10 protein-coding genes and 1 other RNA gene are annotated in these 12,618 nt (G+C 23.8%); 4 read left to right on the top strand and 7 right to left on the bottom strand.

The genetic code is table 11. The annotated features are described in order from the left end of the window. Positions 1-5 precede the first annotated feature (5 nt). Entirely contained in the window at positions 6-905 is a 900-nt protein-coding gene (hisG, locus tag M3Y47_RS02070; protein WP_252839421.1) for an ATP phosphoribosyltransferase, read from the bottom strand. 264 nt (positions 906-1,169) lie between these two features. Continuing rightward, positions 1,170-1,691: an endonuclease SmrB gene (gene smrB, locus M3Y47_RS02065; protein WP_252839420.1), complete on the bottom strand. Its 522-nt coding sequence runs from the start codon at positions 1,689-1,691 to the stop codon at positions 1,170-1,172. Between the two features lie 246 nt (positions 1,692-1,937). Between smrB and aroC the strand changes: the two genes are divergently transcribed. Further along, entirely contained in the window at positions 1,938-3,002 is a 1,065-nt protein-coding gene (gene aroC, locus M3Y47_RS02060; RefSeq protein WP_252839419.1) for a chorismate synthase, read from the top strand. A gap of 246 nt (positions 3,003-3,248) precedes the next feature. Further along, positions 3,249-4,169 carry a 4-hydroxy-tetrahydrodipicolinate synthase gene (gene dapA / locus M3Y47_RS02055; RefSeq protein ID WP_252839418.1) on the top strand — a complete coding sequence of 307 codons (921 nt, stop codon included), beginning with the start codon at positions 3,249-3,251 and terminating at the stop codon, positions 4,167-4,169. A gap of 79 nt (positions 4,170-4,248) precedes the next feature. Here dapA and dapE read toward each other — a convergent pair whose 3' ends face one another. The 4 genes from dapE to M3Y47_RS02035 all read right to left on the bottom strand — a co-directional run bounded on the left by dapE (position 4,249) and on the right by M3Y47_RS02035 (position 9,789). After that, positions 4,249-5,379, bottom strand: a complete 1,131-nt coding sequence (gene dapE / locus M3Y47_RS02050) for a succinyl-diaminopimelate desuccinylase (RefSeq protein ID WP_252839417.1) — start codon at positions 5,377-5,379, stop codon at positions 4,249-4,251. Positions 5,380-5,425: 46 nt separating this feature from the next. Beyond that, the gene (tkt, locus tag M3Y47_RS02045; protein WP_252839416.1) at positions 5,426-7,426 is read right to left on the bottom strand and encodes a transketolase; all 2,001 of its coding nucleotides are present in this window, start codon (positions 7,424-7,426) and stop codon (positions 5,426-5,428) included. Between the two features lie 71 nt (positions 7,427-7,497). Next, complete coding sequence (tal, locus tag M3Y47_RS02040) at positions 7,498-8,454, bottom strand: transaldolase (protein ID WP_252839415.1); 957 nt, start codon at positions 8,452-8,454, stop codon at positions 7,498-7,500. Positions 8,455-8,541: 87 nt separating this feature from the next. Beyond that, positions 8,542-9,789 (bottom strand): beta-ketoacyl synthase N-terminal-like domain-containing protein, encoded by a 1,248-nt coding sequence (locus M3Y47_RS02035; RefSeq protein WP_252839414.1) that lies wholly within the window; start codon positions 9,787-9,789, stop codon positions 8,542-8,544. A gap of 96 nt (positions 9,790-9,885) precedes the next feature. Between M3Y47_RS02035 and rsmI the strand changes: the two genes are divergently transcribed. Then, positions 9,886-10,749 (top strand): 16S rRNA (cytidine(1402)-2'-O)-methyltransferase, encoded by an 864-nt coding sequence (rsmI, locus tag M3Y47_RS02030; RefSeq protein ID WP_252839413.1) that lies wholly within the window; start codon positions 9,886-9,888, stop codon positions 10,747-10,749. Positions 10,750-10,759: 10 nt separating this feature from the next. Beyond that, an RNA gene (gene rnpB, locus M3Y47_RS02025) (RNase P RNA component class A) lies at positions 10,760-11,155 on the top strand. 59 nt (positions 11,156-11,214) lie between these two features. Here the strand turns inward: rnpB and pmbA are convergent. After that, the gene (gene pmbA, locus M3Y47_RS02020) at positions 11,215-12,564 is read right to left on the bottom strand and encodes a metalloprotease PmbA (protein ID WP_252839412.1); all 1,350 of its coding nucleotides are present in this window, start codon (positions 12,562-12,564) and stop codon (positions 11,215-11,217) included. Positions 12,565-12,618: the final 54 nt, after the last annotated feature.

Raw genomic sequence — 12,618 nt, 5'->3', positions numbered from 1 at the left:
AAAATTTATTCCATCATTTTTTCAATTGGTAACACTAATATAGAAGTTGCTCCTAATTTTTTTAAATTTTCCATAGTTTCCCAAAAAAAATTTTCTTTACTTACCATATGCATAACTACTTTTTTTGAGTTTCCAGCTAACTTAAGTATAGTTGGAGTTTCAACTCCTTTTAATAAAGAAACGACTTGATTAATTTTTGATGTTGGAGCATGAAGCATAATATATTTTGATTCTCTTGCTTTAATTACACCTTTTATACGTGTAATTAATTTATGAATTAATTCTTTTTTAATAGAAGAAAATTTTCCAGTTCTAGAGATAATTTGCGCATTAGATTTATAAATGACATTTATCTCACGTAAATTATTCTCCTCTAATGTAGCTCCTGTTGATACTAAATCACATATCATATCTGACAAACCAACTCTAGGAGCTATTTCTACGGATCCTTTTAAAGTAAAAGACTTAAAATTAATATTTTTTGATTCTAAATATTCTTTTAATATATATGGATATGAAGTTGCTATAGTAAAATTTTTTAAAGAATATAAATCTTTATAAAAACTATCTTTTGGACAAGCTAAAGATAATCGACATAATCCAAAATCTAAATCTAGTAATAATTTATAAGAAGATTTTTGTTTTTTAAATGCACGACTTAATATCTTTTCCTTTAAAACATTTCCTCCAACAATTCCTAAATCTACTATTTTATTCATTACTAATCCAGGAATATCATCATCTCTCACGCGAATGACATCAATTGGCATATTTTCAGCAAAAGAAATCAATTTCTTATCTTGTAAATTAATTCTAACCCCACAATTTACTAATAAATTTTTAGAATTATGACTTAAACGACCAGATTTTTGCATCGCTATTCTTAATCTATTACTATTTAACATTTATAAACCTTTTGAAAAAAATAATAATAAACTTATAAAATAAGAAATTATTAAAAAAATTTTATTTTTTTTTATTTTTTTTTAAAACATATATAAATTTATAAAACATAAAATTTTTTAATAAAAAATTTTATAAAATTTTTATAAAATGTATAATTTCTTTTTTTTATTAATAAAAAATCTCTTTATATAAATTTAAAAAATAAATTATATAAAATTTTTAAAATTTAAAAAATTAAATAAAATCTAATATTGAAGAATTCTTTATGAAAAATCAATTAACACTAAAACAGCTGCATCATTCCCAAAAATTTTTGGAGATTGATGTAAAGCAATAACATTCGGATGTCTTGATAACCACAATGGAATTTTTTCTTTTAATATATTTTTTCCATATCCATGCATAACATTAACGCATTTAATTTTTTTTTTAACACAAAAATACATGAGTTTTCCTAATTCTACTTTAGCTTGAAACTTATTCAATCCATGTAAATCTAAGAAAATTTCTGGAATATAATGACCCTTTTTTAATTTTTTTAATCTATTTGCACTACAATCATATCTTATATAATATAAAGGATTGTTGTGTAATTTATTGCGAGAGTGAGTATGAGAAAAATAATCACGATGTAAGTGTTCATTATGTTCTTTCATTTTACATGATAAAAAACATAAATTATTATTAGAATAATAAATAGTATCTTGTGTTATTTCTTTGGTTCCACGAATTAATTTTCTAAAAATAAATTTATCTTTAGAACTTAAAAAGTTTTTTTTACTCATTATTACAAACCAGAATAAAATTTATTAAATAAAAATTCAAAAAAAATAAATATATAAAAATATTTTTATATTTTTTAATTTCTTTTTTTTTTAGAAATAAAAAATTTTGATCAAAAATTTTTATATAATATATGAAAAACTTAATTTGAAAAAACAATTTTATACAATAATACCTTATCAAATTTATATTTTCAAATTTTCTTTAAATTCTACTAATATTGAAAATATTTTATTATCGAGGAAAACATGTCAGGAAATTCAATTGGAAAAATATTTATAGTAACTACTTTTGGTGAATCCCATGGAAAATCAATAGGATGTATTATTGATGGAATGCCTCCAGGAATGAACATTCTTCAATCAGATATTCAAAAAGAATTAGATAGACGACGACCAGGAAAAAATAAATATACTACTCAAAGAAGAGAAAAAGACACTGTTAAAATATTATCAGGAGTTTTTAAAAATAAAACCACTGGCACAAGTATTGGATTAATTATTAAAAATACAGATCATCGATCACAAGATTATAAAAATATTAAAGATTCTTTTCGACCAGGTCATGCTGATTATACTTATCAAAAAAAATATGGAATCAGAGATTATAGGGGAGGAGGAAGAGCATCTGCGCGAGAAACAGCTATGCGGGTAGCAGCAGGAGCGATTGCAAAAAAATATTTAAAAGAAAACTACAAAATTATTATTCAAGGATATTTATCACAAATTGGTAATATAAAAATTCCTTTAATTTCTTTAAAAGAAATAGAAAAAAATGATTTTTTTTGTCCAGACAAAAATAAAATACAAAAAATAGATTCTTTAATCAGAAAAATTAAAAAAAATGGAGATTCTATAGGAGCAGAAATCACTACAATAATAAAAAATGTTCCTTGTGGTTTAGGAGAACCAGTTTTTGATAAACTAGATGCAGAAATCGCATATGCAATAATGAGTATTAATGCAGTAAAAGGAGTAGAAATAGGAGATGGATTTTCTGTTATACAAAAACGTGGAAGTCAACATAGAGATGAAATGAACTCTACAGGATATTTAAGTAACCGGGATGGTGGAATAATAGGAGGTATTAGCAACGGACAAGATATCATTGTTAAAAGTGCGTTTAAACCTACTTCGAGTATACGTATACCAGCACAAGGAATCGATATAAATAATAAACCTATAAATATTATTACAAAAGGAAGACATGATCCATGCGTAGGAATACGAGCTGTTCCTATTACAGAATCCATGATTGCTATTGTAATTATGGATCATATACTACGATTTAAAGCTCAATGTTTAAAAAAATAAATTAATACAAACGATTGATTAAAAATCAAATATATAAAATATTAAAAATTATTATTATTCAAATTTTAAAAATCTTTTAAAAATTATCTTTTTTATTATTTGTTGTAAAAAAATATTCTAATATCTTGTTGCAATAAAATTTATGTCATATAAATATAACATTGTATTTTAATAAAAAGTAATTTTTTTTTAAAATTTATTAATTTTATCATTAAATTTATATTTAAAATTATTATGGAAAAAAAAATGTTTAAAGGAAATATTGTTGCATTAATTACTCCTATGAATAAAAAAGAAAAAATTTGTTTAAAAAGTTTAAGAAATATTATAAATTATCATATTTATAATCAAACAAAAGCAATAGTTTCTTTAGGAACAACAGGAGAATCATCTACTTTTACTCATCAAGAACATATAAAATTAGTCTTATTAACAATAAAATTATCACAAAACAAAATACCTATCATTGCTGGAACAGGAGCAAATTCAACTAAAGAAGCTGTTCTTTTAACTCAAAAATTCGAAAAAAGTGGAATTTCAGCATGTTTAAGTGTTACTCCATATTATAATAAACCTTCACAAGAAGGATTATATCAACATTTTAAAACAATATCTGAAAACACTAATATTCCTCAAATTTTATATAACGTTCCATCTCGAACAGGATGTGATCTATTACCACAAACAATTTATAAATTATCTAAATTAAAAAATATTATTGGAATTAAAGAAGCAAGTGGAAATTTATCTAGATTAAATCAAATAAAATACTTAGTAGACAAAAATTTTTTGATTTTTAGCGGTGATGATAGTACTAGTCTTGATTTTATGCAACTTGGAGGGAATGGAATCATTTCAGTGACTGCAAATATCGCTGCGAAAGAAATGTCAAAAATATGTCAATTATCTCTATCTGGAGATTTTTCTCAAGCACGTAAAATAAATAAAAAATTAATTAAATTACATAATATTTTATTCTTGGAATCTAATCCCATTCCAATTAAATGGGCTGCTTACAAATTAGGTTTAATTAAATATAATACGTTAAGATTACCTATGACACAACCATCAAAAAAATTAAGAAAAATTATTTCTACAGAGTTGAAAAAAAAGAAGATTTACACTACTAAAAAAAATAATATTTTTAATCTTTTTAAAAAAAAATAATAAAAAAAATTTTCATTTTTACAAAATAAAGAAAAAAATTGAAATATATTTCTCTTTGAAATATATTTCAATAAATTATTTATAAAAATAGTTTTTTTAAAATATTTTCATATATTTTACTTAATAAATATAAATCTTGAACTTTTACACATTCATTTATTTTATGTATTGTTTTATTTACTGGTCCTAATTCTATAATTTCTGATTTTAATAAAGGAAAAAAACGACCATCTGAAGTGCCTCCAGAAGTAGATAAATAAGGCGAGATTTTTAAAATCTTTTGAATAGAAGATTTTGTAACTTGTAATAATTTTCCTGAACTAGTAAGAAAAGGATCACCTGAAAAAAACCAAGATATTTTATTTTTTAAACTATTTTTTTTTAACATTTCTTCAATTTTTAAAACAATATTTTTTTTCTTGATTTCAGGAGTATATCTAATATTTAAACCAATTTTAATAGAATCAGGAATCATATTTGTAATATTTAACTTTCCAGAAGAAATAAAAAAAATTTGCAAACAACTAGGTTTAAAATAATCATTTCCACGATCTAACTCTAAATTAATTAATTTTTTAATAAAAACAATAGATTTATGAATAGGATTTTCTGCCAAATTAGGATACGCAATATGTCCTTGAATTCCATATATAGTAATTACAGCACTTAGAGATCCTCTTCTCCCATTTTTTATACAATCACCTAAAATTTTATTACTAGTTGGTTCACCTACTAAACAATAATTTATTTTTTCTTTTCTTTTTTTTAAAATTTGAACAATCTTTTTTGTGCCATCACAAGCACGAGATTCTTCATCAGAAGTCAATAAAAAAGAAATTCTTCCTTTATGAAAATTATATTTTTTAAGAAAATTTTCCGTAGCACAAATCATTGCAGAAATAGATCCTTTCATATCTGCAGAACCTCGACCAAACAAATAATCATTAATTACTATAGGTTGAAATGGATGAATTTTCCATTTTTTAATATTTCCAGCTGGGACAACATCAGTATGACCAACGAAAGTCAAAGTCTTTCCATGTCCTTTATATGCCCATAAATTACTGGTTCGATTAATTTTAATATTTTCTATAATAAAACCAATTTTTTTTAATTTTTGAGCTAAAATCTCTTGACAACCTAAATCAAGAGGACTAATAGAAGGAATTTTAATTAACTCTTTACTTAAATTAATAATAGAATTAAGCATAACTTCCTGACATAAAAATTTTTTATATATTATTTTGAATTAAAAATTATTTTTTGTTAATTAAAGAGATAGATTTTTTAACAATATTAGAGACAGTAAATCCAAATTTTTTAAATAAATCATTCGCAGGAGCAGATTCTCCGAAATTTTTCATTCCAATAATCATACCATCTAAACCAATATATTTATGCCAATAATCTGAAAAACTTGCTTCAATAACAATTCTATTTTTTATTTTTTCAGGCAAAACATATTCTTTATAATCTGAATCTTGATTATCAAAAACATCTGTTGAAGGTAAAGATACGACACGCACAGAATATCCTAATTTTATCAATTTTTCCGCAGATAAAACAGCTAAATGTAACTCTGAACCAGTAGATATTAAAATAATATCTAATTTTTTAGAACTATCAATTAATATATACCCTCCTTTTTTAATATTTTTAATTTGCATATTATCTCTTTCAATAAAACTTAAATTTTGTCTAGATAGAATTAAAGCTGTTGGACCATTTTTTCTTTCTATGGCATGTTTCCAAGAAAACAAAGTTTCTAAATAATCAGATGGTCTCCAAACACTCATATTTGGAGTAGATCTTAAATTCATTAATTGCTCTATTGGTTGATGAGTTGGACCGTCTTCACCTAAACCAATTGAATCATGTGTATATATTAAAATTTGTTGTGTTTTCATTAAAGCAGACATTCTTACTGCATTGCGTGCATATTCTAAAAATATTAAAAAAGTTGCTGTATAAGGAATCAAGCCGCCATGTTGTGAAATTCCATTTGCGATAGCTGTCATTCCAAACTCTCGCACACCATAATGAATATAGTTTCCAGAAAAATATTTATTAATTGATTTTGAACCAGACCATTTAGTTAAATTACTTGGAGCAAGATCAGCAGATCCACCAATTAATTCTAAAAGATAAGGACCAAAATATTCAATAATATTTTTTGAAGCTTGTCTAGTAGATATATCTTCTTTACATAATTTCAATTTTTTAACTAAATTATCAATAATTTCTTTCCAATTTTTCGGAAGAGATTTTTTCATACGACGTTTATATTCATTGGCTAATTTTGGATATTTCTTTTTATATTTTTCGAACATAATATTCCAAGACTGCTCTAATTTTTTTCCTTTTTTTTCAGCATTCCATTCTTTATAAATATAATCTGGTATTTCAAATTTTTTATATTTCCAATTTAAATTTTTTTTCGATAATAAAACTTCTTCCTCGCCTAAAGGAGCTCCATGAGCATCAGCTGTGCCAGATTTATTAGGTGATCCAAAACCAATTATTGTGTTACAAATTATAATTACTGGTTTATTTTTTATTTTTTTAGCTTGATTAATTGCATCAAAAATAGAATCTTGATTATGCCCATCTATGTTATCAATGACATACCAATTGTATGATTCAAATCTTTTTTTAACATCTTCAGAAAACCAGTCATCTAATTTTCCATCTATTGAAATATTATTTCTATCATAAAAAAGAACTAACTTCCCTAATTTTAAAGTTCCAGCTAAAGAACAAACTTCATGCGAAATTCCTTCCATTAAGCAACCATCACCAGCAAATACCCAAGTATAATGATCAACCACTTTATAATTCGGTTTATTAAAATACAAACCTAAAGTTCTTTCTGCTATAGCCATTCCTACAGATATTGCAATACCTTGTCCTAAAGGACCTGTCGTAGTTTCTATACCTGGAGTATATCCTATTTCAGGATGACCTGGAGTTTTCGAATGTAATTTTCTAAAATTTTTTAAATCAGAAATTTTTACATCATATCCTGTTAAATGTAATAAACTATATAAAAGCATAGATGCATGACCGTTAGATAAAATAAAACGATCTCTATTATCCCAAAATGGATTTTTAGGATTATGTTTTAAAAAATAACGCCATAAAACTTCTGCAATATCTGCCATTCCCATTGGTGTTCCTGGATGTCCAGAATTAGCTAATTGTACTGCATCCATACTTAATGCACGAATAGCATTAGATAAATTTTTTTTCAAAAACATTTTTTCTCCTATTATCAAATAATAAATTTAAAAAAAAAAAAAAAAAAAAAATAAATTATTTTCTTAAAAAATTAAAAATTTTTTAATACAATTTTTTCTAATATATCTTGATCAAGACTAAATTGCCGTATTCCTTCAGATAATTTTTCAACAGCCATAGCATCTTGGTTATGTAACCATCTAAATTCTGATTCAGATAGTCGATGTTTTGGATGTTGATATTTCTTGTTCGGTTTTTTTAATTTACAAAAAATTTTTTTAGTATTGCATTGCAAAAAACCTAATAATTCAGGAGAAATAGTTAAACGATCACATCCTGATAACTCTAAAATTTGATCAACATTTCTAAAACTTGCTCCCATAATAATTGTATTATAAGAATATTTTTTATAATATTCATAAATTTTTTTAACAGATTTTACTCCTGGATCATTTGAAGAATTATATATAATTTCTGGATATTTAGATTTATACCAATCATATATTCTTCCTACAAAAGGAGATATTAAAAAAACATTAGATTCTGCACAAGCTCGAGCTTGAGCAAATGAAAATAACAAAGTTAAATTACATTTAATATTATCTTTTTCTAAAAACTGTGCAGCTTTTATACATTCCCATGTTGATGCTAACTTTATTAATATTTTCGATCTTGGAATTCCATATTCTTGTTCATACATCTCAATAATTTTATGAGCTTTTAAAATGCTTTCTTCAGTATTAAAAGATAATCTTGAATCTACTTCACTAGATATAAATCCAGGTATTTTCTTTAAAATTTCTATTCCAATACTGACAATAATTTTATCTGTAGCATTAATGATCTTTTGTGTTTTATTTCCTCCCTTTTTATGTGCATAATTTATCGCATCTTTTAATAAATATTGATACTCTGGCATTTTTATGACTTTTAAAATTAAAGAAGGATTTGTTGTTGCATCATGTGGTTTATATTTTTCTATATTATTAATGTCGCCACTATCTACAACAACTTTTGTATAATTTTTTAATTGCTCTAATTGATTCATAAAATAAATTCACCTTTAATTAAAAAATAAAAAACATTATAATATTATATATTAACTTATTTTAATAATTATATTTTTTAAAAAAAATCATTTTTTATTTTTAAATTTTTTAAAAATCAAAACAGTATTAACACCTCCAAATCCTAAACTAATTAACATAACTGTTTTTAAAAAAATTTTGTAATATTGAGTTATAATTTTAATATCTTTAATTTTTGGATCTAAATTTTCTATATTAATGCTTGGAGCAATAAAATTATTTTCTAACATTAATAACAAAAAAATTATTTCATGTGATCCAGAAGCTCCTAAAGAATGGCCTGTCATAGATTTTGTTGATGAAATTAAAGGTAAATATTTATTTCTAAAAACTTTTTTTATAGCATTTAATTCGATAATATCTCCGATTTTTGTAGAAGTTGCATGCACATTAATACAATCTATTTTCATAAATTTCGAACCAATAGCATTTTTAATACATCTAATTATTCCTTTTTCCGAAGGAAAAAACATACTACTTCCATTAGAATTAGAACTATATGATATAATTTCTCCATAAATATGCGCTTTTCTTAATAAAGCAGAATCTAATTCTTCTAAAACAATTATTCCACTCCCTTCAGATATAACAAATCCATCACGATTCATATCATAAACACGAGAAGCATTCTTTGGAAAATTATTATATTTACTTGAAAGAGCATTAATCAGATCAAAAGAATAAGCAGTATCTAATGTCAATGCTTCTGATCCTCCGGCAAAAATTATATCTTGTTGCCCAGATTTAATTAATTCATATGCATGACCAACACAATTAGCTGATGTTGCACAAGCTGAACTAATCGAATAACTTAATCCATGAATTTTAAAACAAGTAGATAAACAAGCAGAAACACTAGAATTCATAACTTTAAATAAATAATAAATATCTAAATTATCAAAATTTTCATCAAAAATATTTTTTTTATAAAAAATATTTTTTTTAAATTCTAAAAAATTGTTTCTTGCAGAACAAAAACCTGTTCCGACAATTATCCCAACTTTTTCATTTTCTTGATATTCATTTTTTTTTAATCGAGAATCTTTTAAAGCATTTTTCATAGCAAAATATGCATACATAGTTTCCGTATTCATATATTTAAATATTTTTTTTTGTAGAATCTTTTGATAATTAAAATTTATTTTACCCCAAACATTACTTTTCATTCCTATTTTTTGCATTTCTTCTGAAAAAATAATTCCTGATCGTCCATTTTTTAAAGATTTTAAAACAGTTTTTTTGTTTTTTCCTATATTAGATAATACTCCCAAACCAGTAACTACAACTCTTTTCATATAATTCCTAATATTTTTTATATTTTTAAACAACAAAAAAATACATTTATACAAATATGATATAATTTTATAAAAAATAAAATATCTTAAATAAAAATGATAAAAAATTTTGGAAATCTTTTTATTGTACCAACACCAATAGGAAACATATCTGATATAACTTATAGAGCAATAGAAACATTAAAAAAAATTGATTATATAGCATCAGAAAATTATAAAAAAACATTAAGATTATTAAATAACTTTAATATCAAAAAACCAATAATATCTTTACATCAACATAATGAATTTAAAAATATAAAAAAAATTATCTCTAATCTTTTAAAAAAAAAAAATATCGCCTTAGTATCAGAAGCTGGAACACCTACTATTAATGATCCAGGATTTTTACTCATTCGAGAATGTCATTTCAAAAAAATTAAAATTATTCCTTTACCAGGTGCGTGTTCAATTATTACTGCTTTAAGTGCTTCCGGTATTCCATCAAACCGATTTTGTTTTGAAGGATTCATTCCATCTAAAAAAAAAGAACGTATAAAAAAAATAAAATCTTTAAAATTCGAAGAAAGAACAATAATTTTCTTTGAAACTGCGCGTAGAATTAAAAAAAGTTTAAAAGAATTATTAAAAGAATTTGGAGAAAATAGAAAAATAACAATAGCAAGAGAATTAACTAAATATTGGGAATCAATTTATTGTAATAAAATTTCTTATATATTTAATAAATATAAGAAAAATAAAATAATTTGTAAAGGAGAAATAGTTTTAATAATTTCAGGATACAATAAAAAAAAAAAAATTTCTGAAAAGATAAAAAAAACATTAAAAATTTTAAAAAAATATTTTTCTTTAAAAAAAACAGCATTATTAACATCCAAAATACATAAAATAAAAAAAAATTCTTTATATAAATACCTGTTAAAAAAACAAAATAATGACAAAAATAAAAAATTATTATAATATTTAAAATGAAGTTGACCAGACAATCGCTCTTTTTTAGAATATTAAAAAAATAAAAAGAGAGGAAAGTCCGGGCTCTATAGGACAAAAGAGCCAGATAACATCTGGGAGATGTCAATCTACGAAAAGTGCCACAGAAAATAACCACCAAAATATTAAATATTTTTGTTTATTTTAAATATTATTTAATAAACGGAAAGGGTGAAAAGGTGCGGTAAAAGCGCACCGTATAAATTGGTAACAGTTTATAGCTTCGGTAAACTCCTCTTTGAGCAAGGCCAAATATAGGTAAATACAGTATTTGTCCGTACTTAAACCTGGGTAGGCTGCTAGAACTAAATAGTGATATTTAGTCAAGATAAATGATTGTCTAAAACAGAACCCGGCTTATCGGTCAACTTCAAAAGAAATAAATTTTATATAATCATTATCCACTGAAATAAAAACTTTATTACAAAATTTATTCTACATTCCTGAAATATTTATTTCAGATATTAAAATTGATCCTGATTGTATACTTTTTCTTCTATCATAATCATTACTCATACAAACAATATTTTTATATATTTCTTTTAAATTTCCAGAAACAGTGATTTCACTAATAGCATGTTTAAAAGTTCCATTTTCTATCAAATATCCTGACGCGCCTCTTGAAAAATCTCCGTTTACTAAATTAAATCCATCTCCCATAAAATCTGTTATAACTAATCCAAAATTCATTTTTTGTAACAAAAATTCTAGTGCAATATTATTTTTTTGTAAAAAAATCCAATTATAAATACCGCCTGCATGCCCTGTATTCTGTAAATTTAATTTTCTTGCAGAATAAGAATTTAACAACCATGTCTGTAAAACTCCATTTTTTACAATAAAACGTGGTTTTGTCAAAGTTCCTTCATTATCAAAAGGAGCAGAATAAAGACCTCTCTTTATATGAGGATTTTCAAATATATTTAACCAAACTGGAAAGATAACTTTCTGTAAACTATTTAATAAAAAAGTAGATTTTTTATATACTTTATCTCCTTGAATAGCTTGTGCTAAACAATCAAATATTTCTGAAGATATATCCGAAATAAAAATAACAGATAATTTTTGAGTAGATATTTTATGTGAATTTAAACGCATTAAAGCTCTTTCTGAACATTTATTCCCTATATATTTCGGAGATTTTAAATCATTGAACTTTCTTGAAATAGAATAATAATAATCTCTTTCTTTTTTTTTCGAATGTCTCTCTTGAGAAATAGTACAAACAGATAAAGAATATTCACTAGATTTATATGTTTGAACAATTCCTTTCGTATTTCCAAAAGCAGTAATTTTTATACTAGAAGAAAAACAACTACCTTCTGTATTAATAATTCTTTTATCAAAGTTCAAAGCATATTTTTCAGTTAAACGAGCTAATTTTACTCCATCTTTTAGATCTAAAATAGAAAGATGAAATAAATCAAGATCTAATGCTTCATAAGAAAATAAATTAAATTTTGGAAGACCTGAATTATAATCAGGTGAAGTCAATTTAGCAATTTCAATAGCAGAATTTATAGTTCTTTTTAAAGATTTTATACTAATATCAGTTGATGTAACAGTTCCTTTCCTATGATTTAAGTATACAGTAATAGAAAAAAAAATGTCATCACTAAACTCTATATATTCTGTTAATCCATTTCTTACTGTTATAATATTATTATAAGTTTTTTGAATACATATATGAGAATCATCCACTTTCCCTTGAAGTTCAAAAAGAGCTTGAAAAATAATTTTTTTTAAAGTTTGTTCATCTTTTAAAATATCTTTTAATTCATACATTTATTACCCTTTCATTTTTGATTAATAATTTATTTATCCTGTAACATATTTTTT

The sequence above is a fragment of the Buchnera aphidicola (Sipha maydis) genome, from assembly GCF_024029855.1.
Classification (GTDB): Bacteria; Pseudomonadota; Gammaproteobacteria; order Enterobacterales; family Enterobacteriaceae; genus Buchnera_J; species Buchnera_J aphidicola_BI.
Note: the sequence above shows the minus strand (reverse complement) of the source record. Positions and strands in the feature narration are given on the sequence as shown.

What these genes read in the sequence shown, in the direction of transcription:
- hisG (WP_252839421.1), bottom strand. Translation starts at nt 905, where the DNA reads ATGTTAAATAGTAATAGATTAAGAATAGCGATGCAAAAATCTGGTCGT.
- smrB (WP_252839420.1), bottom strand. Translation starts at nt 1,691, where the DNA reads ATGAGTAAAAAAAACTTTTTAAGTTCTAAAGATAAATTTATTTTTAGA.
- aroC (WP_252839419.1), top strand. Translation starts at nt 1,938, where the DNA reads ATGTCAGGAAATTCAATTGGAAAAATATTTATAGTAACTACTTTTGGT.
- dapA (WP_252839418.1), top strand. Translation starts at nt 3,249, where the DNA reads ATGTTTAAAGGAAATATTGTTGCATTAATTACTCCTATGAATAAAAAA.
- dapE (WP_252839417.1), bottom strand. Translation starts at nt 5,379, where the DNA reads ATGCTTAATTCTATTATTAATTTAAGTAAAGAGTTAATTAAAATTCCT.
- tkt (WP_252839416.1), bottom strand. Translation starts at nt 7,426, where the DNA reads ATGTTTTTGAAAAAAAATTTATCTAATGCTATTCGTGCATTAAGTATG.
- tal (WP_252839415.1), bottom strand. Translation starts at nt 8,454, where the DNA reads ATGAATCAATTAGAGCAATTAAAAAATTATACAAAAGTTGTTGTAGAT.
- M3Y47_RS02035 (WP_252839414.1), bottom strand. Translation starts at nt 9,789, where the DNA reads ATGAAAAGAGTTGTAGTTACTGGTTTGGGAGTATTATCTAATATAGGA.
- rsmI (WP_252839413.1), top strand. Translation starts at nt 9,886, where the DNA reads ATGATAAAAAATTTTGGAAATCTTTTTATTGTACCAACACCAATAGGA.
- pmbA (WP_252839412.1), bottom strand. Translation starts at nt 12,564, where the DNA reads ATGTATGAATTAAAAGATATTTTAAAAGATGAACAAACTTTAAAAAAA.